General features: G+C 40.3%; 21 protein-coding genes and 2 rRNA genes (1 of these 23 running past the window's edge). 11 read left to right on the top strand and 12 right to left on the bottom strand.

Translation table 11 applies throughout. The annotated features are described in order from the left end of the window. Positions 1-139 precede the first annotated feature (139 nt). The 5 genes from pyrF to KZP23_RS09185 form a co-directional block, all read right to left on the bottom strand. Positions 140-958 (bottom strand): orotidine-5'-phosphate decarboxylase, encoded by an 819-nt coding sequence (gene pyrF, locus KZP23_RS09205; RefSeq protein ID WP_226335952.1) that lies wholly within the window; start codon positions 956-958, stop codon positions 140-142. A 101-nt stretch (positions 959-1,059) separates the two neighbouring features. After that, a complete protein-coding gene (locus KZP23_RS09200) occupies positions 1,060-1,713 on the bottom strand; it encodes a LolA family protein (protein WP_226335951.1) in 654 nt (217 codons plus the stop codon). Between the two features lie 33 nt (positions 1,714-1,746). Beyond that, the gene (locus KZP23_RS09195) at positions 1,747-4,248 is read right to left on the bottom strand and encodes an FtsK/SpoIIIE family DNA translocase (RefSeq protein WP_226335950.1); all 2,502 of its coding nucleotides are present in this window, start codon (positions 4,246-4,248) and stop codon (positions 1,747-1,749) included. 64 nt (positions 4,249-4,312) lie between these two features. After that, a complete protein-coding gene (locus KZP23_RS09190) occupies positions 4,313-5,353 on the bottom strand; it encodes a quinone-dependent dihydroorotate dehydrogenase (protein ID WP_226335949.1) in 1,041 nt (346 codons plus the stop codon). 251 nt (positions 5,354-5,604) lie between these two features. Next, positions 5,605-6,579, bottom strand: a complete 975-nt coding sequence (locus tag KZP23_RS09185; RefSeq protein WP_226335948.1) for a c-type cytochrome — start codon at positions 6,577-6,579, stop codon at positions 5,605-5,607. 987 nt (positions 6,580-7,566) lie between these two features. Between KZP23_RS09185 and KZP23_RS09180 the strand changes: the two genes are divergently transcribed. The 4 genes from KZP23_RS09180 to KZP23_RS09165 are packed head-to-tail and all read left to right on the top strand — an operon-like array spanning position 7,567 to position 14,104. Further along, positions 7,567-10,758: a SusC/RagA family TonB-linked outer membrane protein gene (locus tag KZP23_RS09180; protein ID WP_226335947.1), complete on the top strand. Its 3,192-nt coding sequence runs from the start codon at positions 7,567-7,569 to the stop codon at positions 10,756-10,758. Between the two features lie 11 nt (positions 10,759-10,769). Beyond that, positions 10,770-12,308, top strand: a complete 1,539-nt coding sequence (locus KZP23_RS09175; RefSeq protein ID WP_226335946.1) for a RagB/SusD family nutrient uptake outer membrane protein — start codon at positions 10,770-10,772, stop codon at positions 12,306-12,308. 22 nt (positions 12,309-12,330) lie between these two features. Further along, a complete protein-coding gene (locus KZP23_RS09170) occupies positions 12,331-12,969 on the top strand; it encodes a fasciclin domain-containing protein (protein WP_226335945.1) in 639 nt (212 codons plus the stop codon). A gap of 28 nt (positions 12,970-12,997) precedes the next feature. After that, on the top strand, positions 12,998-14,104 hold the full coding sequence (locus KZP23_RS09165) for a DUF5007 domain-containing protein (RefSeq protein WP_226335944.1): 1,107 nt from the start codon (positions 12,998-13,000) through the stop codon (positions 14,102-14,104). 80 nt (positions 14,105-14,184) lie between these two features. On the opposite strand, the gene xerD is transcribed toward KZP23_RS09165, so the two are convergent. Then, complete coding sequence (gene xerD / locus KZP23_RS09160; RefSeq protein WP_226335943.1) at positions 14,185-15,090, bottom strand: site-specific tyrosine recombinase XerD; 906 nt, start codon at positions 15,088-15,090, stop codon at positions 14,185-14,187. A gap of 117 nt (positions 15,091-15,207) precedes the next feature. On the opposite strand from xerD, the gene aroQ reads away from it, so the two are divergent. From aroQ to KZP23_RS09135, 5 genes are all read left to right on the top strand, one after another. Continuing rightward, positions 15,208-15,627 carry a type II 3-dehydroquinate dehydratase gene (gene aroQ, locus KZP23_RS09155; RefSeq protein WP_226335942.1) on the top strand — a complete coding sequence of 140 codons (420 nt, stop codon included), beginning with the start codon at positions 15,208-15,210 and terminating at the stop codon, positions 15,625-15,627. Positions 15,628-15,643: 16 nt separating this feature from the next. Then, positions 15,644-16,699, top strand: a complete 1,056-nt coding sequence (locus KZP23_RS09150; protein WP_226335941.1) for an aminotransferase class V-fold PLP-dependent enzyme — start codon at positions 15,644-15,646, stop codon at positions 16,697-16,699. Positions 16,700-16,756: 57 nt separating this feature from the next. After that, positions 16,757-17,335 carry a MarC family protein gene (locus KZP23_RS09145; RefSeq protein ID WP_226335940.1) on the top strand — a complete coding sequence of 193 codons (579 nt, stop codon included), beginning with the start codon at positions 16,757-16,759 and terminating at the stop codon, positions 17,333-17,335. A gap of 69 nt (positions 17,336-17,404) precedes the next feature. Then, on the top strand, positions 17,405-17,866 hold the full coding sequence (gene rnhA / locus KZP23_RS09140; protein WP_226335939.1) for a ribonuclease HI: 462 nt from the start codon (positions 17,405-17,407) through the stop codon (positions 17,864-17,866). Between the two features lie 5 nt (positions 17,867-17,871). Beyond that, complete coding sequence (locus KZP23_RS09135) at positions 17,872-18,591, top strand: tRNA1(Val) (adenine(37)-N6)-methyltransferase (protein ID WP_226335938.1); 720 nt, start codon at positions 17,872-17,874, stop codon at positions 18,589-18,591. Positions 18,592-18,593: 2 nt separating this feature from the next. Here the strand turns inward: KZP23_RS09135 and KZP23_RS09130 are convergent, their stop codons facing one another. After that, the gene (locus KZP23_RS09130) at positions 18,594-19,934 is read right to left on the bottom strand and encodes a saccharopine dehydrogenase C-terminal domain-containing protein (protein WP_226335937.1); all 1,341 of its coding nucleotides are present in this window, start codon (positions 19,932-19,934) and stop codon (positions 18,594-18,596) included. 130 nt (positions 19,935-20,064) lie between these two features. Between KZP23_RS09130 and KZP23_RS09125 the strand changes: the two genes are divergently transcribed. Together KZP23_RS09125 and KZP23_RS09120 are read left to right on the top strand one after the other, a co-directional pair. Then, a complete protein-coding gene (locus KZP23_RS09125; protein ID WP_226335936.1) occupies positions 20,065-20,544 on the top strand; it encodes a cytidine deaminase in 480 nt (159 codons plus the stop codon). Positions 20,545-20,626: 82 nt separating this feature from the next. Beyond that, the gene (locus KZP23_RS09120) at positions 20,627-21,100 is read left to right on the top strand and encodes an alpha/beta hydrolase (protein WP_226335935.1); all 474 of its coding nucleotides are present in this window, start codon (positions 20,627-20,629) and stop codon (positions 21,098-21,100) included. A gap of 97 nt (positions 21,101-21,197) precedes the next feature. Here KZP23_RS09120 and KZP23_RS09115 read toward each other — a convergent pair whose 3' ends face one another. The 5 genes from KZP23_RS09115 to KZP23_RS09095 form a co-directional block, all read right to left on the bottom strand. Further along, positions 21,198-21,977, bottom strand: a complete 780-nt coding sequence (locus tag KZP23_RS09115) for a ThuA domain-containing protein (protein ID WP_226335934.1) — start codon at positions 21,975-21,977, stop codon at positions 21,198-21,200. 28 nt (positions 21,978-22,005) lie between these two features. Further along, the gene (locus tag KZP23_RS09110; RefSeq protein ID WP_226335933.1) at positions 22,006-22,767 is read right to left on the bottom strand and encodes a M15 family metallopeptidase; all 762 of its coding nucleotides are present in this window, start codon (positions 22,765-22,767) and stop codon (positions 22,006-22,008) included. 7 nt (positions 22,768-22,774) lie between these two features. Next, on the bottom strand, positions 22,775-23,527 hold the full coding sequence (locus KZP23_RS09105; protein ID WP_226335932.1) for an SDR family NAD(P)-dependent oxidoreductase: 753 nt from the start codon (positions 23,525-23,527) through the stop codon (positions 22,775-22,777). A 239-nt stretch (positions 23,528-23,766) separates the two neighbouring features. Continuing rightward, positions 23,767-23,878: ribosomal RNA gene (gene rrf / locus KZP23_RS09100) — 5S ribosomal RNA — on the bottom strand. 83 nt (positions 23,879-23,961) lie between these two features. Next, positions 23,962-25,190 (bottom strand): 23S ribosomal RNA (locus KZP23_RS09095) (it continues 1,648 nt past the right edge of the window).

The following is a 25,190-nucleotide window of genomic DNA, read 5'->3' as shown; positions in this document are numbered from 1 at the left end:
CAACAGCAGGAAACATAATTTAAAAGTATTTATTGAAAACTAAAAATCAAGATGGCTTCACTAAAAAATAAAAGCCTGTCTTCTAATTAGAAACAGGCCATTAGGTTCTTTCTATGGTCAATTATTCGATCGCCCCAGATTATTTACAATACTGGTCCAATAATTGGGACATTTCTACTTGTAGTGCTCTTGCTGCTGTCCCAGCTTTCGCACCAAAATCCTCACCACCTGAAGCATAAATAATTCCTCGAGATGAATTAACCAACAAGCCACATTCTTTGTTCATCCCATATTGGGCCACTTCCTGAAGGCTTCCGCCTTGGGCACCTACACCTGGCACCAAGAAAAAATGATCAGGGGCATATTTTCTCACTTCTGCTATTTTCTCACCTCTAGTTGCTCCCACCACATACATTAAATTTTCATCACTACCCCATTCCTGGCTTTTTTCCAAAACCTGTTGAAATAACGGCTTTCCCCCTTCCGTCTCCAAAACTTGAAAATCCTTGCTTCCTTCATTTGAAGTCAGTGCCAAGAGAATCACCCACTTTCCTCCGAACTCCAAAAAAGGACTTACACTATCTTTTCCCATATATGGAGCGACAGTAACAGCATCAAAATTCATCTGTTCAAAAAAAGCCTTGGCGTACAATTTAGAGGTATTGCCTATATCTCCACGCTTGGCGTCAGAAATAGTAAAAATATCCTTAGGAATATATTCCAAGGTTCTCTGGAGGCTTTCCCAGCCCTTTGGCCCCAATGCCTCATAAAAAGCGATATTAGGTTTATAAGCCACTGCATAATCCGCTGTATGATCAATGATCTGTTTGTTGAACTCGAATATCGGATCTTTTTCCTTTAGTAAGTGTGAAGGGATTTTGGCAAGATCTGTATCTAACCCTACACACAGAAAAGAAGATTTACCTTGAATTTGCTTAAAGAGGCTTTGTTTGTCCATTTTTCAATTGTTTTGGCAAAAATAAAAAAAATAGCACGCACTAAACTTAAATTCGTTTAGTATCTGTGCTATTCTTATTTTTTCGTTCTAAAAAAGGGAACTTAACGCAGATCTATTACCTCTACATCAACATGAGCAGAAACATCAAAGGCAAAAAACGAATTCTTCAAATCCACATTCGTTTTCACATTTTTGAATTGATATTTGAAGCTTCCCCCATCTGCATCAGAAACTTCCCAGCCCATCAAATCCTTGTTCGCTTTGTCCACATACAAGATAATGGTACTAAACTGGGCATTTTGATTCTCAGCAGTAAGTTTGATTCTCTGAACCAATTTACCGCTTAGCTTTTCATCGCCGATAAGGACATAATCATAACCTTTTTTATAGAGGTTATAAATGCTCGAAGGAGTCAATTCATCAGGATCATCACTGACTGTATTGATGGTTACTTCCTTATAATCCCCTGTCTTGATATAAGTCCAGACGGTTTCACCATTATTGTATATCTCCTGATCATCCAAGACCAGCTTATATCTATTTCCTTTGACCGCGACTTCTCCAGTACTGGACTGACTGGCACCGTCAATATCATTATAATAATAATATTCAAAAGTAGCTTGAACGCCACTCAATGACTGATATCTTTCACTTACTTGATCAAGAACCAATTTGGCTTTGGGATCTTTTTGCCCCCAAACTAGCCCTTGAAAACCTATAATGAGTACTGTAAATAATAATATTCTCTTCAACATAATTAACCTTCTATTTTAGGCTTTTATAGCATTTTAGAGGTTACTCAATAACTGTTCCAAACTAACTTCATCCTGCACCAAGACCTCTCGGGCTTTACTTCCCTCAAAAGGCCCTACCACTCCCGCTGCCTCTAGCTGATCAATAATCCTTCCTGCACGGTTATAGCCTAGTTTAAGTTTTCTCTGGATCAATGAAGTACTTCCCTGTTGGTGCAATACAATCAACTTAGCTGCATCCTCAAATAGCGGATCTCTATCGGAAAGATCCACATCTCCGACACTGCTATCTCCATCCTCTCCTTCAAATTCCGGCAAGATATACGCATCACTGTATCCTCGCTGCTCACCAATCCATTCACAGACTGCTTCCACCTCTGGCGTATCCAAAAAGGCACATTGTATACGGATTACATCTGATCCTTGCGAAAGCAACATATCTCCCATTCCTATCAGCTGTTCTGCACCGCCGGCATCCAAAATGGTCCTACTGTCAACTTTTGAAGTAACCCTAAAGGAAAGCCTCGCGGGGAAATTGGCCTTAATAATACCGGTAATTACATTTACTGATGGTCGCTGAGTCGCTACCACCAAATGAATACCAATGGCCCTTGCCAACTGAGCTAATCTAGCAATAGGTGCTTCGATTTCCTTACCTGCCGTCATCATCAAATCTGCCAACTCATCTATGACCAACACTATATAAGGCATGAATTTGTGCCCTTTATCAGGATTGAGCTTTCTGGCCACAAATTTTGCATTGTATTCTTTCAGATTTCTACAGCCAGCATCCTTCAAAAGATCATATCGATTGTCCATCTCGATACATAGTGAATTCAGCGTATAGATCACTTTTTTGGTATCCGTAATAATAGCATCTTCCGCATTCGGCAATTTAGCCAAGAAGTGCCGCTCGATTTTATTGAAAAGCGTAAGTTCCACCTTTTTGGGATCCACCAAAACAAACTTAAGCTGAGCAGGATGTTTCTTATAAACCAATGAAGCCAAAATAACATTCAAGCCTACAGATTTACCTTGCCCCGTTGCACCGGCCATCAAAAGGTGGGGCATCTTGGCCAGATCCACGACGAAGACCTCATTGGAAATGGTTTTACCCAAGGCAACAGGAAGATCCTTATCGCTCTTCATGAACTTCTCGGTTCCTAAAACAGACCTTGCAGCTACTAACTCCCGATTCTTATTAGGTACCTCAATACCGATGGTGCCTTTTCCTGGAATCGGTGCAATGATCCTAATCCCTAATGCAGCCAAACTCAAGGCAATGTCATCTTCTAAGTTCTTGATCTTGGATATCTTCACTCCCGGATCAGGCACAATCTCATACAAAGTAACTGTGGGACCAATGGTCGCTTTGATTTCCTGAATTCCAATTTTGAAATTCACCAAAGTCTCTACGATCTTATTTTTATTTTCTTCCAGCTCTTGCCTGGACACTGTCACTTTTTGCTGATCATACTCATTGAGCAGATCTATATTGGGATACTGGTAAGAAGCTAAATCCAAAGTAGGGTCATACGGATCCAAATTTTCTACTTCACTTACAGTCTTTTCTTCCTTGGCCGCCTTCTCTACCGTAAACTTCTTTTCATCTTCTCTTTCATCCTCCACCATTTCCTCACTGACCAGATCCTGCCCTTCAATATTAAATGCAGGCTCTGGGGAATTTGGTTTATTCTTGGCAGGTTTTTCATTTTTGATGGTCCAACTTTGCCCATCGTCCTCCTCTTCTTCCAACTCGGAATCAGTAAGATCCTCACTTTTTCCTTCTTGCATATCTTCGGGAGTTGTCCTTGCTACTGTCGGAGTCCTTTCAGCTGGAGAAGTTGCAACGGCTAAATCAGCATCCATTTGGCTATCATTACTTTCACTTTTCCCATCTCCCTGTAACCATTCAATATGAGTAATATTAAAGAAAAACACGACAAAAATCAGCAAGGAACCAAATATCAAAATAAAGGTTCCCCAGCCCAAAAACTCATCTGAAAGCACCGCCATCTCATATCCAAACCCTCCACTTAGAAATTGAAGGTAATTAAAGCCATCAAGGATATGTACCACATAACCTAACAACAAACCAATCCAAAAAATAAAAAACAGCCCAAAAGCACTGTATTGGGTAAGAGGGATCAATGTCTTCTTAAAAGCCCATTTAAAGCCCAATATAAACAGGAACGGAGGCAGCAAAAATGCCGCCAGACCAAACCACCTGAATATCAGCCAATGTGAAATCCAGGCACCAGCATATCCCAACCAATTCCTTGCTTCAGCTGCATTTTCCCTAAAAGACCCCCCTTCTTCACTTACACTAGTGACCACGCTTTGATCCGAAGGTCCAGTGAATAAGTAACCTAAAAATGCAAAAAACAAAAACGCACCAACCATCATAAACAAAATACCGAAGGATAAAGCTATTTTTTTATCCTTAAAGGCATCTATGGAAAAATTAAAAGATCGTTTCTTCTTTTTGGCTTTTTCTTTCTTCCTGAAGGTATTTGATTTATATGTATTTGAAGCCATAATTCTTCAATGATCCACTTTTAATGAACAATAAGATAATTGTAATCTTGAAATATAGAAAATATCAGCGGCTGTAATACTTTTTTAAGCCTTTTTTAATTCTCTTCATGAGCGCTGGACCTTCATATATCATACCAGAATACACTTGTACTAAACTTGCGCCAGCCTCTAGCTTTTCTATGGCATCCTCTGGGCTGAAAATACCTCCCACACCAATGATAGGAAATGAATGATTGGACTTTTCCGCCAAATATTTAATCACTTCTGTGCTTCTTTTGCCCAAAATCTTTCCACTCACACCTCCAGCTCCAATGGCCTCCACTTTTTCCTGTGAAGTCTTCAGTTGACTCCTATCAATCGTGGTATTGGTCGCGATTACCCCATCTATCTTGCTTTCTTGAACAATTGTAATGATATCATCAAGCTGGCCATTTGTAAGATCAGGGGCAATTTTTAGCAGAATTGGTTTAGGATGATCCATTTTATCGTTTTCAGCCTTTATAGACATCAGAAGCTTTTTAAGCGGTTCTTTTTCCTGCAAATCCCTAAGATTTGGGGTATTTGGGGAACTCACATTGACCACAAAATAATCCACATAGGGATGAAGTGCCTTAAGGCAAATCAGGTAATCATCCTCGGCTTTATCATTTGGAGTCACCTTATTCTTTCCTATATTCCCTCCGATCAACACCTTGGACTTTCTGTTTTTCAGCCTGCTTATGGCTCCTTCCACGCCCCCATTATTGAAGCCCATTCTATTTACCAGCGATTCATCTTCAGGTAGGCGAAAAAGTCTTGGTTGTGGATTTCCATCCTGAGCCTTTGGGGTTAAAGTTCCTATTTCAATAAAGCCAAAACCCAACATGGACATTTCGTCAATTAACTTGGCGTCTTTGTCAAATCCAGCTGCTAGCCCCACTGGGTTTTTAAATTTCAAGCCAAACACCTCTTTTTCCAATGATGGATCTTCAAAATAAAACATGCGCTTGATAATCCCTTTAAAAAGAGGCAAATTGAAAGTCAACTTGGTCATAGAAAAGGTGAAATGGTGGGCATCTTCAGCCCCCTTTCTAAAAAGAAAGGGCTTCATTAAGGATTTATACACAGACATCATGAATTAATTTAACCGCTAAATTAATTGAATTCAATGAAAGCTGCACCTTATTTAAGAAGAGATCGGCAAATATTTCACCCCATGCATTCTAAAGGCTTTTATATCAAGTTTTAGCCTTCCCGTATCCCTAAAAATATAATATAAGGCAGAATGCCCCCAACTTTATAAAAAAACATCGCCCCCTAGGATCAGAAGGAGGCGATGAGATTACAGGGTTAATTAATCCACTTTTTCAATCTATATTAGTTTGCAAATGATACTTTTTCAACTTGGTTTTTTACTGGTTCCAGTGAATTCAAATATTTGTAAATGGCTCTCAAATCAGTACTGTCCATCCCGGCATACATTACCCAAGGCATAATGGTCTGAAATTCGCCCTGTTTTACGGCCATATTCTGGAAGGGTGCTGTATTGTACTTTTTGAAAAGTGCCACAAAAGTATCTTCGGTAAGATTTCCTATACCAGTCTCATCAGCGGTCAAGTTTGCAGAGCGGACCACCGTACCATCAGGAAAAGGAAACTCCCTTCCTCCTCCCAAACGTGGGCCTGTATATGCCCCATTCTCAAAATTGGTGTGACAATCAGCGCAAGCTCCTGCTGTCACTAAATATTCTCCATACTTTACCAAGTCTTCCTTGGGAGGCATTGGCTTCAGTGATGCTGCCTGGGGAATGGTATTCAATATCAAATTCATCGGAAAATCAGCCTTTGAGGAAGGCAATTCATTCTCCACAGGGGCTAATGTCCGGATATAGGCAATAACCGATTTTATATCTTCAGGATCCATTTTCCCATAACTTTGGTAGGGCATAACAGGAAAAATGGGGTCACCATCCTTCTTTACCCCTGTAGTTATTAGTCTAAAAAGCTCTCCATCTGTCCAGTCCCCTATTCCTGCCGGTGTTATATTAGGGGCAATAAAAACTCCCGGAAACCCCATAGAATGGTCAAACCTATCTCCCCCCGCTCCTAATGTATTGGGTTTTGGCGGGCCTGAGAATAAGGAAAAGTCCCTTTGCGCATGACAATCCATACACAACATGACATGATGAGCCAAATATTCCCCTCGAGCAATTTGATCGGCAGTTCCAGCAATTACTATTTCTTCAGGATCAGCCACATTGGGCAAGCCAAAGCCCACATAGGCTATCCCTACACCAATGACAACTATACATGCAGATAGGACGTAAAGAACAATCTTAAAAAACCTTTTCATATGCTGTTTGTTTACAAAATATGATAAAATATACATAAAATTAATTTACATACAAAAAAATACATTTTAAACACATTCTTCAGCCATATACTGAATCACTGCAATCCAGAAACCAGCAATAGCCTCCTTTCTAATTTCATTCTTAATCCTGCTATTCTGGTAATATTGCAGCCATGACGCCAATAAAATATTAAAAGTGAATCCAGATAACCATTTGATATAAACATCAACTTCTGAAAGCTTCCAGCTATTAGAGCAAGGAATTAAAATCCCCTTCCCCATTTCCTCCTTCGAATATCCATAAGTAAAACTGAAAATCACAACTATTCTAAAATAGACATACATATTATTGTATGAAACACATTTTTTTCATTTTTTTCTAACTAAAACCTTCTTCTATTTGAACACGAAACACCCAGCTATCCTTTGGTCTCAAAAAAATGGTTTTAAACCCTTCAGGGCAAACATTTCACATTTACAACAAACCCTTCGTTTCACTAACAAAACATTTCACACTCTTAAAAACAAGAAAAATAAGAAGTGTTTTGAAACTAAAAAACGGATATTATTTTATGTTTCGTAACTTATTCCTTATATTCAAAACCATAAAGATTAGTTAATGAAAGAACCTAATACTTACAAAAGACTGGAATTGTCGTAAGAATAGGATCAAAAATCAATCCAAGCTATCCAATAGTAACACCTAAACAACCTAGCACTATGGTATCTTAACCCGATGTTTTAATACGTGGCTTATGCTATTTTCTCAGTCAGAATTGAACCTATTTAATAAAACAACTAGGCTATTCTTTTTTTAATTGATTCACTTTTTAACAGTGTCATGGAGTGATTCAACTTAAAAAATCTGAAAAACAGAAAGCGGTCAATCCTATATAAAAGCAGCACGGATTAAGGTTTACTGAGAATAGAACAAAATGTTGTTATTCTTTATTTGAAAAATTTTAACAAAACTAAGACGACTAAACAATGTTAAAAACTCTACTAAGTTTTTTATTTATCATTTGCCTGAGCGGACTTGTTTCTGCCCAGACAATTTCAGTAAGCGGGACTGTCATCGATGCCGAGTCCCAGGAACCTATTCCAGGTGTTAATATTCTGGTAAAAGGTTCTACAAAAGGTATGGTTACCGACATCGATGGAAATTTTAAGATTGGCGTTGAGCAAGGTAAGACGTTAATATTTTCATTCATTGGTTACAAACCTCAAGAAAGGACAGTAAACAATGACCAAACCTTGAATATTTCTTTGGAAGCGGAAGAATCCGAACTCGAAGAATTCGTAGTAGTAGGTTACCAGTCCGTTATCAAAAGAGACGTAACCAGTGCCACGACCAGTATCAAAAGTGACCAGTTGGAAGACATTCCTGTGACTAACGTGGCTTCCCTAATAGGAACCCAAGGCACGGGTATCCAAACCGTCAACGTCAGTGGTGCTGCTGGTGCCAGAGGAGCCCTCATCATCAGAGGTAATGCCACTGTATCCGGAGGACTTGATGGAGGCGATAGATTTACAGCATTCAGTACTCCGCTATATGTAGTAGATGGTGTACAAACCTCACTTGAAGACCTTGCCGGCTATGGAGTTTCCAATACTGACTACCTGGCATCATTAAACCCAAATGACATAGAGAGTATAGACATTCTCAAGGATGCTTCTGCAGCCGCTATTTATGGTTCCCGTGGTGCAAACGGGGTTATCATCATCAAAACCAAGAGAGGAGCTGCTCTTGACAAACCACAATTTGATTTCACTACAAGTATAGGTTTTCAACCTATTCCTCAACAGGTTCCCATGCTTGTGGGGGCTGCTGAAAGAAGGGAAAAAATGGGAATGTTGGAAAAATGGTGGGATCATGACTTCTTGCTTTCCAACAATGTACCGATCATGTTAACAGACAGCCTTAACCCCGCATTCAACAACAATGTGGATTATCAAGGCCTGTTTTATCAAAAAGGTGTCTCTCAACGCTATAATTTAAGTATGAGAGGAGGAAGTGAATCATCCAACTACCGCATCTCTCTAGGTTATAATGATGACAAAGGCGTAATCAAAGCTACAGGCTTTAAAAGGTATACGCTTAATGCCAACCTTAACTCTAAGGTTGGGAAAAAGTTCAACAACCAGTTTATCATCAATTCTTCCATTACAGAAAACCAAACTGGACAAGGGAACCCAGGAGGAGGATCATTCAACTTGGACAACAGTCTTCCTACCAGTCCAAACAACCTGAATTCTTCGCTGTTTTATTTGCCACAAGCAAAAATTCTTTCCTTGCAGGGTGAGCTAAATGATAAATTAAACACAGACGAACAAACAAAGGTTACCTTCTCTAACTTTGCTCAGTTCAAGGTCACCAAGGACATAAGGCTCAATTCTCAATTGACCTATCAGTTTGATTTCAATAAGAAGAACTTCTATGAACCTTCTTCTATCAGGCCAAACGGAGACGGTTATGCTGCTTATTCTTTGTACACCAGAAAGAACAATGCCTCAGACCTGTACCTAGATTACCTCAAAAACTTTGGAGATCATGAAATCATCGCCATTGCAGGTAACCGTATTGACTACAACAAATACGAAGACATGGGCATCAATGCGGTTGGATTTGGTAGTGACGCCATCCAAGTTATCAACAGCAGATATGAGAAAGACAATATCGGAGGCTTCACTGATATCAGTGAAAACGCCCTCGTTTCTTTCTATGGCCGATTTAACTATAAATTCAAAAACAAGTATTTGGTCAGCGTAAATTATAGTAGGGACGCCTCTTCACGTTTCGGTGAAGATTCCCGTTGGGCCAACTTTGGATCAGCATCTATCGGTTGGGTATTCTCTGACGAGTCTTTTGTTCAGGAGATGGTCGGTGACATCCTTGACTTTGGTAAACTACGGGCCAGCTGGGGTATCAACGGTAAGCAGTTTAGTAACAACTACCTACGCTACGGCGCATATGATCTTGGCTACGGTGGACTTTCTGCTGGATACGGCTCTAATCAAATGAGCGTATCATCCTATGGAGGCATCACAGGCGTGGTACCCAATTACAACGCTATCGGAAATGACAAACTTTCTTGGGAGCAATCCAGACAATGGAACTTTGGTTTTGACCTTGCCTTTCTCAACCAACGTTTAAACATCACTTTTGATGCTTATAACAAAAACACCGACAGACTGTTTTTTGACATTGAATTCCCATCTTACTCTGGGTACAACAATGCCAAAGCCAATGTCGCAGGCGTGCTGAACTATGGATGGGAAGGACAGATTCGCTATGACCTACTTCCACGAGCGAGTGATTGGAAGATAGAATTGACTGCAGGTTTTGCAAGAAACCAAAACTTTGTCAGCGCATTGCCAAACGGAAACAGAGACTATTTGCTGGGAAGTTATGGTTATGTAGTGGGTAGACCACTCAACTTGTACTATGTATTCGTGAATGATTATATCATTGACAATTTGGAACAACTTCCTGTAAACCCTTATACAGGTGAACCTCTTACAGGAAAGTCCGCTTGGGCTTCCATCAGACCAGGGCTTCCAATCTGGGAGGATATTAACGGCGATTACTTATTAGATGAAGCAGGAGACCAGATCATGTCTCTGGATTATTCTCCAGTTCCTGATATCCAAGGAAACTTCAATATCAACATGAGATACAAGGGTTGGTACCTTCAAGCCTATAGCCAGTTCTCATTTGGTGCAGACATCAAGAACACTGTTCTAAACAGCTATATGGACAGATATGACAGAGGAGGAGATGGATGGGCCACTTCAGGGCTAGCAGACCTTAGCGAATACAGCTTCTGGGAACAGCCTGGTGATGGTGCTGCAGGCGTACGCTTCCCTGCCTTATTCCCTGCCGGTGGAGGAGAAAGTCCTTTCTATGCATTCAGAGGTAACCAAACTCTTTGGATCGAAAACGGTGATTATTGGAAAATAACCAACGCTTCTGTAGGCTACAATTTCAATAAGAACACCTTCATCGACAAAATGGGGCTAGACAGACTGAGAGTTTATTTCTCTGTACTAAACCCTTATCAGTGGCAAAGATCGAAAAGCATAGTAGATGCTTCTATGGTTGATGCAAGAGGTCACGTTTTAGGCAATGGTTATCCTCAGGCAAAAACGTTCTCCTTTGGTCTAAATGCAAGATTCTAAAAACCAACACCATGAGAAAACTAGGAAAATTAAACATATTTATAGCAACAATTATTTCAATTGTTTTTTTCGGCTGTTCAGACCTTCTTGATCGGGAACCTGTTAGTATCACCCATCCTGATGTCTACTGGAGCTCTCAAAGTGAAGCTGAGCAAGCTTTGGCAGGATCATACGCTTTATTCAAATATGCGATGACCTACCAAGCAAACTTTCTACACTGGGGTGAATTTCCAGGAAAAACCTTTATGGACAGTAAATTCTGGATCACCAACTATATCGAGGGAAATGGCAATTATGTTTTACCCTACAGGGAAAATACTCAGGAGTGGAAGTTCTTCTATAGAGCAGCCAACTGGGCATTTACGATTGAACAGTATGTAGAAGGAATGCCAGAGGAGCTTTTCAATACTCCTCAGGAAAAAAACAGAATTTTGGGTGAAGCTGCATTCGTAAGAGCCTTATCCTACTTCTATATGACCAGAGTATGGGGAGAAATTCCGATCGTACACGAATCCATCGAGAGTTCAGATCAGCTGATCACTGAAGACGGATATATCGTAGAAGTTGCTAGATCAGAAGAAAAAGAAGTGCTAGAGTATATCCTAGAAACCACTGAAAAATCAATTGGTCTTTTGGAATATGCCAGCCCTGGTTCTAACAATTGGGCGATCACTGCCAATAAAGCCAGTGCAGAAGCACTTAAGGCCCATGTTCTTCTTTGGTATGCCAGCAGGGAAGGGGGCAATAATGAGCTCATCCAACAAAGTATAGATGCCGCCACTTCTGTAATCAATAATAGCAATACTAGCCTTATTGATTATGTTGCGGAAGGCCAAGAAGGTTTTGAAAAAATGATCAAAGGCCAATCTAAAACCGGTCTTTTTGAAATCAACATCAATGCCAGTATGGATGAGTCTTTCAGGTTGGCAAAAGGTGGCGGAAACCATACAGGCATGACCTTGGATCAGCCTATATTAGACGGAAACAATGGTGCTGGCCCACAAGGCAATCCTGACTTCTACGGCTTTGAATTCATGATCGAACCAGAAAGAGAAAATGATGTAAGAAAAGAGTTGTTCTTTAATGAATTTGATAGAATGGGCGCCAGAACCTTCCCGCTCAAATATTCATTAAGCTCTGATGATCCTGCATCTGAAGATCCTTACGCAGTTTTCTCAGAATCTAACATTCTTATCTTCAGACTTGCGGACATATACCTATTGAGAGCCGAGGCCTATACGAAACTAGGAGAATATTCAGCAGCAATAGACGACCTCAACCTGATCCGAAGCAAAGCGGGTGTGCCAGATTATTCGGGAACACTTGATCAAAGCGGTCTTATCAAAGCTATTTTTGATGAAAGAGCCATTGAATTGGTAGCAGAGGCACACGTAGCTTATGACCGTATCAGAATGGATTATTTTGAAGGCGTTTCTTGGATGAACAGCGACAGAAAAGCCAAAAGCGGGCAATTCTGGCCAGTTTCCAAAGATGTAATTCTGAGGAATCCTTCAATAGTTCAAACTGAATATTGGCAAGGACGTTTGTAATCACCCTTTAAAATAAAGAATAATGAAAAAATATATTTATATCCTAGCTATATCACTTGGCTTCATTTCATGTATTGATGATGATTATCTGGTAGATGGAGGAGTCAGCAGCCCTTACGTAGGCACTGATACTTATACCTTCCTGCAGTCGCATTCACAATTGGACACGCTTGCGTTATTGATCGAAAGAGCAGGGCTAATCGACGAGGTAAATGGAGAAAACACCCTTTTTGCTCCTAATAATCTTTCTATCCAAAAATATGTGGATGCCGTTTTGGCTGACATGAGAGAAGACGACGCTGAGGCAGAATACACCGTAAATGACATACCCGTGGACACTTTACAAAAATATATGGGAGGTTATATCTTTCCTGGAAAAATCACCAGAGAAGATATGAGCAACCAAGGAGAAATCATGACGGCATTAAATGGTGAGCAGAAAAGAATTTCCTTAGAACCAAGGGAAGAATACACGAACCAATTGAGTAGCTTTCCTGAGTATGTGTTTTTCACCTATAAAAAGGGTGAGGAATGGGACGAATGGGACAACATCACAGATGACGACGTAATAATAGTCAGGACATCTAATTTATTGTCTACGAGCGGAGTAATACATGTATTACAAGGAACCCATACCCTGTTTAATTATGAAAGAGAGTAAATCATTATTCTACAAAAACACTTTGAAAATGAAAAAAGCATTATTTCAAATACTAGCGTTATCATTTTTGGGCGTGGTCTCTTGTACCCCTCCTGAAGTAGGTTATCTAAGCGACAACGTTCACGCTACACAAGACACTATAAGTGTCGATAGAGGGACCTTTGCTGTTTCTGCACGTCCAGCCATAGAAAACTCCACCGCACCATTGAAATGGGAAATTGTGGGTTTTACAGACTTGGACGGCAATCCAAACAACGAATTATTGGAAACCCATGAGATCCGAATTTGGAAAGAATCCTTTAACGGTGATACAGACACTACTTTAGCTCTTGCGGAAGCAAAATTGGAGCTTTCGGAAGAACCATCCATTATGATAAACGAAGTCAGTGGGGAATTTGCATTCACGCAAGCTACCAAGTTTGTTCAAAATGATCTATTCAAGGCAGACGTACAGGTTTCCAATATCAAAGGAGAAAAATTACTTCAGGATTTCACTATCATTAAATTGAAGCCTTTTCTAGCGGTAGAGTTTCCTACCGAAATGAGGTCTAGATTATTATTTGATTCAGATGAAGGTAGCTCCATAGCCCATACAGGAGTGATTACAGGATCTAGCGATGAGAATATCCCTAGTGTACTTGATGGAACCAATCCTTACTTTTCTGTTCAGAAAATAAGTAATGAACCTGCTAACTCTGTAAAGGTAGATATGATCATTCAAGACAGCTATGGCAATGCTGTAGATACTGACGAAATCACCTTTTACCCAAGCGGATCATCCTATCTTCAAAACTACCACGACAATTCTGTAGAAACTGTTGAAGGAGATAAGAAGACTTCTTTCTTCCTGCCTGCTCCTCCCTTCCCACAATTCGGGAGAAACTACAGTGGCAACAGCACTTATTTGATGTACTACCTTTCCAAAGGAAGTGCCTTTGTGGTAGATACAGAGGCTTATGAAGCTGACAAAGGCCCCAAAACAGCTGCAGAATGGGATGAGTTTTGGGCACCATACAGGGATCCTGAAACTGGCAAAATCAGAAACCACGCCTACATCAGATGGGGGGTTAAAATAAATGATACGGGTACCTGGGAATTGAAAATGAAAATCCCTTATACCAAATTGGATGAATAGTATTGATCTTTTCAATTGAGCATAAAAACCAGCCATTCTTGAAGTTTGGCTGGTTTTTTTCTTTTCAGTCTTTCCGTATTTTATTTCCTTGGATGAAACTCGGTCAGTACCTGCCTTAAATATTCCCTGTCCAAATGGGTATAAATTTCTGTCGTAGTAATACTTTCATGCCCTAGCATTTCTTGCACAGCCCTTAGATCTGCCCCCCCCTCTATCAAATGAGTGGCAAAGCTATGTCTAAAAGTATGTGGACTAACCTTTTTTTGAATCCCTACTTCAGCCACAATCTTTTTGATCATCAAAAACACCATTACCCTGGTTAGCTTTTTCCCCCGCCGATTCAGGAACACATATTCCTCATGACCTGCCGCTATTTTTTGGTGACGACGAATTTCTTTCATATAAATTTGAAGGTATTTTAATGCATCTCTGCCAACAGGCACTAGTCGCTCCTTATTCCCTTTTCCAATAACCCTTAAAAAGCCAATATCCGTGTAAACATTAGATAGCTTTAGTTCTATAAGTTCCGACACACGTAGCCCACTACTATAAAGCACCTCTAACATCGCCCTATTTCGGTGACCTTCTCCTTCTCCCAATTTGATCCCTTCCAAAATTTGACTGATTTCTTGATAGCTCAAGGTATCTGGCAATTTCCTTCCCAACTTAGGCGTCTCTAATAATACAGAAGGATCTTCAAAAATAATATCCTCATACATCAAGAATTTAAAAAATGCCTTTATTCCTGAAATCACCCTTGCCTGGGTATATGCTGAAACTTCCAAAGAGGCCAAGTCATGTACAAATGATCTTAAATGTACCAGCTGCACTCCTTGCAACTGCAAACCAGGATAATATTCATTAAAATGCTGGGTCAATCTTTTGATATCATGCTGATAGGCAATAATTGAATTTTGGCTCAGAGAGCGCTCTATCTTTAAATAATAGACAAACTGCTTGATATATTTCTCCCAATAGCCCTCCATAGACAAATATTTTGTATCAAAGATAAAATTTAAGCTGGGCTTTTTTGTCCAAATCAATCAGCATATCCTTAACTTTGCCCAATATTTGGATCTAAAAGCTAAAAACCATTTTATATTTTGAAAATACTGATAATAAACGGCCCAAACTTAAACCTTTTAGGCAAGAGAGAACCGGAAATTTATGGAAGCCAATCTTTTGAAGAATACTTCGAACAACTCAAAAGTACCTTCCCAGAAGTGGAATTATCCTATTACCAAAGCAATATTGAAGGAGAACTGGTGGATAAGATCCACGAAGTAGGGTTCAGTTATGATGGCGTATTGCTTAATGCGGGAGCCTATACCCATACTTCTGTGGCCATATCTGATGCCATTGCAGGCGTGACCACTCCTGTCCTCGAAATTCATATTTCCAATATTTACAAAAGAGAAGAATTTCGTCATAAAAGCATTATTTCCAAAGAATGTATAGGCATGATTTCTGGTCTAGGATTAAAAGGCTATGAATTAGGCATCCAGTATTTTCTTCAATCTTAACAAACCTCCCAAACCGATGATCACATTTTCACCAGGACCTTCTAAGGTCTATGACAAAGTAGCAGAATACTTACAGGATGCTTTCAATCAAGGCATCTTAAGCGCCAATCACCGTAGTGCTACATTTATGAACCTTTATCAGGAAACTGAAACTTTAATAAAAGAAAAGCTTCATGTTCCTGAGGATTATAAATTGCTTTTCACCTCTAGTGCGACAGAAAACTGGGAGATCCTTGCCCAGTCAATTGTGGAGCGTGCCAGTTTTCATATATATTCAGGTTCATTTGGAAAAAAATGGTTGAGCTTTGCTTCCCATTTAAATCCAGAAACGGAATCCTTAAAATTGGATACGGAAACAGAACTGGATGTAGCTTCTTTGGATATTGACGAGAAATTCGACCTAATCGCTATTACCCAAAACGAGACATCGAACGCCACAGAAGTGAGCAATGAATTGATTGCTGAGCTAGGACAAAAATACCCCAGTAAAATGATTGCGGTGGATACTACTTCTTCCATGGCGGGAATTGAATTGGATTTCTCATTGGCAGATATTTGGTATGCTTCTGTACAAAAATGCTTTGGACTTCCTGCTGGATTAGGACTATTGATCCTCTCCCCTAAGGCCATTGAAAAATGTCATCGTAAAGGAGAAGTTGGAAGATATAATTCTTTAAGCTTCATGTTGGAAAATGCTTCAAATTACCAGACGCATTATACTCCAAATGTTTTGGGTATTTATTTGCTAAAAAGAAGCTTGGAGGACAGACCAGAAATCCAGGAGACTGATCAATTACTTAGAGCAAGAATGAGACAACTGGAGAACACCATTGCTCAATCTGAAAAGCTCATGATGCTCGTTCAAAATCCGAAAACCAGAAGTAAGACTGTAATGGGAATTTCAGGTAAGGAAGAATTCATCAAGGAAATCAAGGCCGCAGCAGAAAAGGCAGGAATGCAAATGGGCAGCGGTTATGGACCTTTAAAGCCTACCAGCTTTAGAATAGCCAATTTCCCTGCCATCAGCGATGACGAATTTGATAAATTAATCAAATTCCTAAAAGAATATTAATCTAAAATTTGAGATTATTCAAAATTTTAATTTTACTTTTGCGGAAAAATTTAAACAATGTTTGATTTCAAAGAAATTCTATCGGTGACACTGATCTTGTTTTCAGTAATTGATATTTTGGGTTCCATCCCCATTATTATCAACCTACGCCGAAAATCGGGGCACATTCAGTCTGAAAAAGCGACCATTGTGGCAGGTATCCTTATGGTCCTTTTTCTACTGTTGGGCAAAAACATCCTCAATCTTTTCGGAATTGGGGTAGATGATTTTGCCATCGCAGGAGCACTGATCATTTTTGCACTGGGTGCGGAAATGATCTTGGGTATTGAAATTTTCAAACCCGATCCAGAAGCAGATGCTTCCAGTACTTCCATTGTCCCTATTGCTTTTCCTTTGATTGCTGGGGCTGGAACGATGACCACTATTTTGACCCTGAAGTCAGAATTTGCGCAGACCAATATTGCGATAGGTATTTTGATCAATTTGGTGATCGTCTATATCGTATTAAAGAGTACCAATTGGCTGGAAAAAAAGCTGGGCAAAACCGGCTTGGATGTACTGAGGAGGATTTTCGGTATCATTCTCTTATCCATTGCTATCAAAATATTCAAAACAAACTTATTTGAGGCACTGTAATCGACAGTTTATATTTAACGAATTAAAAATGTCAGCTAGAAATAGCTGACATTTTTAATACTTTTGAACATGATTTTAATTTACACTGACGGAGCAGCTAAGGGAAATCCTGGAAACGGGGGCTATGGCACCATTTTGAAATTTAAACAGCATGAAAAGGAGCTTTCTGAAGGATTTCGATTGACGACCAATAATCGAATGGAGCTGCTAGCAGTAATCAAGGGGCTTGAAGCCATCAAAGTAGAAGGAATCCCAGTAAAAGTCTACTCAGACAGTAAATATGTAGTGGATGCCATTACCAAAGGTTGGATATGGACTTGGCAAAAGAAGGGGTTCAAAGACAAAAAAAACGTAGACCTTTGGAAGCGTTATATCCCATTGCATAATAAATACAAGCCCCAATTTCAATGGGTGAAAGGTCATGCAGGCCACCCTGAAAATGAGCGATGTGATCAGTTAGCCGTAGATGCCGCAGAATCGAAAAACCTATTGATCGACGAAGTTTACGAACAGGAAAACAAATTGAACTAATTATAATGGCCAATAATTATTTCCAATTTAAACAGTTTACCATTTTTCAAGACCAATGCGCCATGAAGGTAAGCACCGATGCAGCGGTTTTGGGAGCATTGGCCAGCCAAGATCAACCTGAAAATATCCTAGACATTGGTACAGGCACTGGTGTCATCGCTTTGATGATGGCACAACGATTTGAAAAAGCCCAAATTAAGGCATTGGAAATTGATAGCAAGGCATTTACCCAAGCCAGCGAAAATATAGCCCAAAGCCCTTGGGCTGATCAGGTAAAAATAGAAAAGGGTTCCTTCCAAAATTTTTCAAAGAGCTGTTCTGAAAAATTCGATTTAATCGTCAGCAACCCTCCTTATTACACTAACCATAACAAATCCAAAGACAAACAACGCAACCTAGCCCTTCACAATGATGAATTACCCTTTGGCGATTTGATCAAGGGAGTCCTTAAATTACTGGAACCCAACAAGGGGAAATTCTGGGTAATCCTCCCTCCAAATCAAATGAAAGAACTGGAGAAAATCGCCAATTTTTTCGAACTATATTCCAATGCATTTTATGAACTGAGAGATCGGCCAAGTACAAAGGTGCTAAGACAAATCAAATCATTTTCATTTAGTAAACTGACTATTCCTGAGCCAACCTCCATATGCATTAAAGATGAGGATTTCAGCTACAGTCAAGCATATAAGCATTTATTAAAGGATTTTTTGACAATTTTTTAAATTTATGAAGCATACCATACCTCTTCTCTGAAAACAATTCCTCTTTCGGCCAATTTGTTTAAAATAGGTAAATAGATTTCTTTTTTGATGGGCAGGTGCAAGCCTTTCAGTTTAATTTCTCCTTGTAAAAACATATCCACTGCGATGCCTAACGGTAACCCCACTGTTTTTGCCATAGCGGTATAGGTTCTGTTTTCCCCTTTGATCACCAAGCTTGAATGAATATGCTTTTTGACTTCTTGGACAGTAATTGACTCAAATTGGTGCTGCATCACCACCATATCATGATCATTCTCTTGCATGGCCCACTTTTTCTCTAAAATCACTTGAAGGATTGCTGCAGGACTCCCCTCTAATAAGGGCAAAGGTTCATTACTAAAAAGTCCCAGCCATTCTAATTTACATAAAATCTCATCATCCACCCATGGAAGTAAGGTCTGCAGTTTTTCTTCCACTTTTTGAACAGGGTCAAATGGCAAGAAGGCATTAAAAAATGTCCTCATGGTAAAATCTTCTGGAAGCTCGACAGTAAACGTATTATCCGTCATTCCCAACTGGACCAGTACATCCCAGCTTTTACAAAAACCAGCTCTTCTTAGCGTCCCCCTAATTATCGTTGGGATATCCTCCAGGCCATACACTCCTCTATAACCTAAGGAATCCCTGTTGGCATAACCATCAAACTCTCCTACATCATCAAAACGCACTTTATCCGTTCTTCTAAAAAGCATATGATAGGGCACAAATTTATATTTCCCGTTTCGGATAAATCTGGAGACTCCCTGCCCTGCCAATACGACATTTCTTGGATTCCAAGTAAATTTATATTTCCATGGATTATCATTCTCACTCTCAGGAGAAAGTACTCCACCACAGTACGATTTAAAAAGGACAATTGAACTCCCCGCAGCTTTTTCCGAATCAATTATCTTCATGGCAGACATATGATCAATCCCAGGGTCCAAACCACATTCATTCAGAAAGAATAATCCCTTTTCAGCAACTTCATTTCCCAATGCACGCATCTCCTCAGATTCATAGGAAGCTGAGAAGAAATGTTTCCCAAGCGCAAGACAATCCCTTGCCACTAAGGGATGTAAAAAGGCCGGGAGCATAGAAACAACTACATCCGCCCTTACAATGGCCAATCGTCTATCAGCCTGATTCTCAACTTCCATTTGAATAGCCTCAGCATTTTCTCTGGACTGAAGCATCTTTTCAGCCAATTCGACTCTTGCATCTGCGAGGATTAGGTAATAGTCCTTTATAAAACCTTGTTCCAATAAATAATCCACCAATACATGGGAGGACTTTCCTGCGCCAATAACTAAAATCGTTTTCATTTTGCTAAAATTCTGGATTCTTCCAAGATGCCAAATAATTTCATATTGAAGAAATTTATTCTTTCAAATCCTCCAACTAAAGGTTAAATTATGTATCCATTTATCGCACAATTACAATCCTTCCATTACAATGGCTAAAAAAATAGCACAAAATATCTGCTTACATATCCTTGAACAAGGAGAGCTGGACAAGGACGAAATGGATTTGATGGCAATGGCTAAAAAATCCCTGCAAAACGCTTATGCGCCTTATTCTCAATTTGCTGTTGGAGCAGCCTTACTCTTAGAAAGTGGAGAAATGCTTTCCGCAAACAACCAGGAAAACGCGGCCTTTCCTGTAGGGATATGTGCAGAGCGCGTTTTACTATCATATGCCAATGCCAATTATCCCAACCAAGCGCCGCTAAAAATTGCCTTAGCAGCTAAGGCTTTAGGAAGTAAAAATTATTCCTCCATTTCTCCTTGTGGACTTTGTCGACAGACAATCAATGAATATGAGTTAAAATTCAATCAGGAGATTGCCATCTATATGCTAAACCCTTCAGGAGAAATATTCAAAGCTGATAATATCAGTCAGTTACTCCCTTTTAAATTCAATAATTTCAAATGAACCAAATGTACCAGGAAGTCAGTTTTAACAGCAAAGCTTCTTACCTCACTTCACATGAGCCCACAGGCTATGAAACAGAAATTTGGATAGTACTTCATGGGTATGGTCAGCTGGCTCCCTTCTTTTAAGAAAGTTTGAAACCATATTTAGCAAAAACCGACTGATCATAGCACCCGAAGCGATGAATCATACCTACTTAAAAGGTTTTTCTGGGAGAGTAGGTGCAAACTGGATGACTAAACACCAAAGGGAACTGGCCATAGAAAACAACAATCGATTTTTAAATGCTGTCTTAGATAAAATACTAAAAGATTTCAAAAAAATGCCCCCGATCAATATCCTAGGATTCTCTCAAGGAAGCACCACTTCCACCAGATGGGCCGCACAACTGACTATTCCTGTTAATAAATTAGTGCTTTGGGGAGGCGGATTCGCCCATGACTTAGACCTCAGTCAGGTTCATAATACCTTGATCCACACCCCAATATTATTGGTCTGGGGCAAACAGGACCCTTCCTCAATGAAGAACGGATCAATGAGCAGAAAACACTATTGAAAAAGATAAAACTCAAAAAAGAAAAAATCTCCTACAACGGAGGACATGATATATATCCGGCCGTATTGAGGGAGATTTTATGATTCAATAATAAGGATTAATCAAGAGGGTATCCTTTGGCTGCCCACCAAATACCACCATACAGGTGATTAAGAAAGTCCGGATCCTCATAAGCAGCTTCTACGTGCCCTAATCCAGTATAAAAAACCCTTCCTCCATCATATTCATGATACCAAGCGATGGGGTGAACATCACCCATCCCCATCTTTTTACCATTTCTACTTCCAACATCATAAGTACTTTCATCCAACTGCAATAAAACATTTACATCATCATTGAAGTTTTGATATTCATATAACTCATCTGTCCACAACCAATATTTATTGCCCAGGTGATATGTAGATGGATGATTAGAGTCCATCACTTTAATCCTTACTGTTTGCTGAGCTGGATGGTGTTTAAACTGTCCTCCTATCATTTTGGTATACCATTCCCAATCATACTCCGTATCAGTAGCACTGTGGATCCCTACTACACCTTTACCACTTTGGACAAATTTTATAAATGCTGCCTTTTGCTCGTCATTTAAAATATTACCTGTTGTACTTGCCAAAATAATCAAATCATATTTTGCTAAAGATTCATCAGTAAAAACTGCTGCATCTTCCGTAGTGTAAACACTGAACACCCTTTTCTGGGCCATGTCCTTAATTGCCTTAACCGCATTTGGTATAGACTGATGTCTAAACCCCTGTGTCTTGCTAAACACCAAAGCTCTGAACTGTCCTTGGGCAAAAGAACTGCTGACACTTACAAATAAAATAAAACTCAACATTAATAAGGCCTTATACAGCCCCTTACTTTTTAATAGGTTCATTGCATGAATTTATTGTTACTAAAATATATTAAGGTACTATTTCAAATTTAGATTTTGCTTCATCCAAGCTAAAGGCATTAAAATGCCACCATTCCGAACCAATACCAGTAAATCCACCCTTTTTCATCGCTTGGCGAAGAACACGTCTTCTTTCAATATGATCTGTATTAATTTTTCCCGCTGCCAACATTTCAGCTTCACGATCCGGATATGCCGGATAGCCAAAAAAATCATAATGCGTTCCTAAATCCAACGCCTCACCTGTCGCCCTATAAGCAAGAGTAAGATCAATGGCCACACCATAGTTATGTAAGCTACCTTTTTGCGGATTGGCCACATACAAAGGCTTAATGCTGTCTGGTTTGTCCAAATTATCCCATAGGATTTGCTGAACCGATCTAGGCCTTACACCATCATATATCAAAAAAATCAATTCAGGATAATTAGCCTTCAAATAATCCAATGAAAGCTTTAGCTTCTCCACCGTTTCCTTTTGTAAATAACAGTTAGTCAATGCGCCATAAACATCCCTACCGAAAAAATTATCAGTAGTACTATACTTCAATTCCACCAACACCTCTGGCAATACACTTTTAACATTAACCAGTCCCGCATCTATAAGTCCTTGCTCAAAATCACTTATAGAATCAGCTTTGGATTCATCAGCTATAACAATAGTTTTGTTCTCTCCCTCAAGAAAGTATTCAGCGCCACTGCCTTCCCCATTACCTCCAGGCTTACAGCTAAAAGCCCCCCATAAAAATCCTAGAACAAAAAATCTATACAACATGAACATACTATTTCCTATATACCGTATTACTATTTGCTTGCCCCCCAGCCAACACAGTAATATCAGTCATCACTACATGATTAGGCCTAGTAACGGCAAACCTTACAATATCTGCTATATCATGAGCCTTCAAAGGTTCAAATCCTTCATAAACTTTTTTAGCCTTTTCCTCATCACCTTTAAATCTCACCTTTGAAAATTCCGTTTCCACAAGACCAGGATGTATCCCTGTTACTTTTATACCATGCTGTGTCAAATCTAACCTCATCCCATTTGTAATGGCATCGACCGCATGTTTGGAAGCACAGTATACATTACCGTTAGGATACACTTCTTTTGCAGCAATGGAACCGATATTAACAATATGCCCTGCCCTTCTTTCTTTCATCAAAGGCATAATTTGTTTCGAAACATACAATAGTCCTTTTACATTAATATCCATCATCGCATCCCAATCATCGATACTTCCCTTATCTATCGGGTCTAGTCCATGTGCATTACCTGCGTTATTAATTAGTACGTCTATCTCTTTCCAATCATCATCCAATGCCCCTATGGCAGCTTCTACTGCTTCCCTATCACTCACATCAAAAACCAAATAGTGATACGCGACATTTTTTGCCAATTCACTTTTCAATTCCTTAAGACGGTTTTCTCTTCTACCAGTAGCTATAATACTATAACCTTCTTTGGATAAACTAATGGCACAAGCTTTACCGATTCCGGAGGTCGCTCCAGTAATCAATGCTATTCTACTCATAATAAAATGTAATACGTTTAAGAGGTAATTTAAAAAAGAATCTGTTTAGAACAGGTAGAAAAAACAAAAATCTAAAGCCGTTTTTATAACTATTGAAAAAAGGCGCATATAGTATTAACTGATACAACTAAACCAGCGATATTTAAATTACTCCTTCCATAAAGCCCTGTATAATTATTGAAAGGACGAGGGCATAAAAAAAGGCCACTTTGACATTTCTGTAAAAGGGGCCTGATAGGTGAGGGCGGCGACCTACTCTCCCGGGTGTAACCCCAGTACCATCGGCGCGACAGGGCTTAACTTCTCTGTTCGGGATGGGAAGAGGTGGATCCCCTGCGCCGTACCGCCCAAATTCTTCTGGCTAGGTCGCCTAAGTTCTTGCTATTTATGTTTTTAAAGTACCAATGACTACTTAAAGATAATACAACATTTCCACAGGTAAGCTTTCGGGCTATTAGTACTGCTCAGCTATGCCGTCTCCGGCTTTACACCTGCAGCCTATCAACGTCATCGTCTATGACAACCCTGTACGGAAACCTCATCTCGAGGTGGGTTTCGCACTTAGATGCTTTCAGCGCTTATCCCTTCCGGACGTAGCTACCCGGCAGTGCAGTTGGCACCACAACCGGTACACCAGCGGTCCGTCCAACCCGGTCCTCTCGTACTAAGGTCAGATCCTCTCAAGTTTCCCACGCCCGCAACAGATAGGGACCGAACTGTCTCACGACGTTCTGAACCCAGCTCGCGTGCCACTTTAATGGGCGAACAGCCCAACCCTTGGGACCTTCTCCAGCCCCAGGATGTGACGAGCCGACATCGAGGTGCCAAACCTCCCCGTCGATATGAGCTCTTGGGGGAGATCAGCCTGTTATCCCCAGAGTACCTTTTATCCTTTGAGCGACGGCCCTTCCATACGGTACCGCCGGATCACTATACCCGTGTTTCCACCCTGCTCGGCTTGTCGGCCTCGCAGTCAAGCTCCCTTATGCTATTGCACTCCGCGCACGGTTACCAAGCGTGCTGAGGGAACCTTTGGAAGCCTCCGTTACTCTTTTGGAGGCGACCACCCCAGTCAAACTACCCACCAAACAATGTCTCCCTTGTACAGGGATTAGACACCAAGCAAACAAAGGGCCGTATTTCAACAGTGGCTCCAAAACGCCTGGCGACGCCCCTTCATAGCCTCCGGCCTATCCTACACATCGTTTACCCAATGCCAATGTTAAGCTGCAGTAAAGGTTCATGGGGTCTTTCCGTCCCGTTGCGGGTACGCGGCATCTTCACCGCGACTACAATTTCACCGAGCTCATGGCCGAGACAGTGCCCAGATCGTTACACCATTCGTGCAGGTCGGAACTTACCCGACAAGGAATTTCGCTACCTTAGGACCGTTATAGTTACGGCCGCCGTTTACCGGGGCTTCAGTTCAGCGCTTCTCTTACGATAACGCCCCCCCTTAACCTTCCGGCACCGGGCAGGTGTCAGGCCTTATACTTTGTGTTGCCACTTCGCAAAGCCATGTGTTTTTGATAAACAGTCGCCTGGGCCTTTTCACTGCGGCCTCTCATCTTGCGATGAGTAGGCGCCCCTTCTCCCGAAGTTACAGGGCCATTTTGCCGAGTTCCTTAGCCATGATTCACTCGAGCACCTCAGGATTCTCTCC

The sequence above is a fragment of the Echinicola marina genome, from assembly GCF_020463795.1.
In the GTDB taxonomy this organism is placed as follows: domain Bacteria; phylum Bacteroidota; class Bacteroidia; order Cytophagales; family Cyclobacteriaceae; genus Echinicola; species Echinicola marina.
This window is presented reverse-complemented; position numbering and strand designations above follow the sequence as displayed.

Coding starts and splice junctions, on each gene's coding strand:
- xerD (WP_226335943.1), bottom strand. CDS start 15,090: ATGGAGGGCTATTGGGAGAAATATATCAAGCAGTTTGTCTATTATTTA.
- KZP23_RS09145 (WP_226335940.1), top strand. CDS start 16,757: ATGTTTGATTTCAAAGAAATTCTATCGGTGACACTGATCTTGTTTTCA.
- KZP23_RS09130 (WP_226335937.1), bottom strand. CDS start 19,934: ATGAAAACGATTTTAGTTATTGGCGCAGGAAAGTCCTCCCATGTATTG.
- KZP23_RS09170 (WP_226335945.1), top strand. CDS start 12,331: ATGAAAAAATATATTTATATCCTAGCTATATCACTTGGCTTCATTTCA.
- KZP23_RS09200 (WP_226335951.1), bottom strand. CDS start 1,713: ATGTTGAAGAGAATATTATTATTTACAGTACTCATTATAGGTTTTCAA.
- KZP23_RS09135 (WP_226335938.1), top strand. CDS start 17,872: ATGGCCAATAATTATTTCCAATTTAAACAGTTTACCATTTTTCAAGAC.
- rnhA (WP_226335939.1), top strand. CDS start 17,405: ATGATTTTAATTTACACTGACGGAGCAGCTAAGGGAAATCCTGGAAAC.
- KZP23_RS09175 (WP_226335946.1), top strand. CDS start 10,770: ATGAGAAAACTAGGAAAATTAAACATATTTATAGCAACAATTATTTCA.
- KZP23_RS09150 (WP_226335941.1), top strand. CDS start 15,644: ATGATCACATTTTCACCAGGACCTTCTAAGGTCTATGACAAAGTAGCA.
- KZP23_RS09185 (WP_226335948.1), bottom strand. CDS start 6,579: ATGAAAAGGTTTTTTAAGATTGTTCTTTACGTCCTATCTGCATGTATA.
- KZP23_RS09105 (WP_226335932.1), bottom strand. CDS start 23,527: ATGAGTAGAATAGCATTGATTACTGGAGCGACCTCCGGAATCGGTAAA.
- KZP23_RS09165 (WP_226335944.1), top strand. CDS start 12,998: ATGAAAAAAGCATTATTTCAAATACTAGCGTTATCATTTTTGGGCGTG.
- KZP23_RS09115 (WP_226335934.1), bottom strand. CDS start 21,977: ATGAACCTATTAAAAAGTAAGGGGCTGTATAAGGCCTTATTAATGTTG.
- KZP23_RS09110 (WP_226335933.1), bottom strand. CDS start 22,767: ATGTTGTATAGATTTTTTGTTCTAGGATTTTTATGGGGGGCTTTTAGC.
- KZP23_RS09125 (WP_226335936.1), top strand. CDS start 20,065: ATGGCTAAAAAAATAGCACAAAATATCTGCTTACATATCCTTGAACAA.
- KZP23_RS09195 (WP_226335950.1), bottom strand. CDS start 4,248: ATGGCTTCAAATACATATAAATCAAATACCTTCAGGAAGAAAGAAAAA.
- KZP23_RS09180 (WP_226335947.1), top strand. CDS start 7,567: ATGTTAAAAACTCTACTAAGTTTTTTATTTATCATTTGCCTGAGCGGA.
- pyrF (WP_226335952.1), bottom strand. CDS start 958: ATGGACAAACAAAGCCTCTTTAAGCAAATTCAAGGTAAATCTTCTTTT.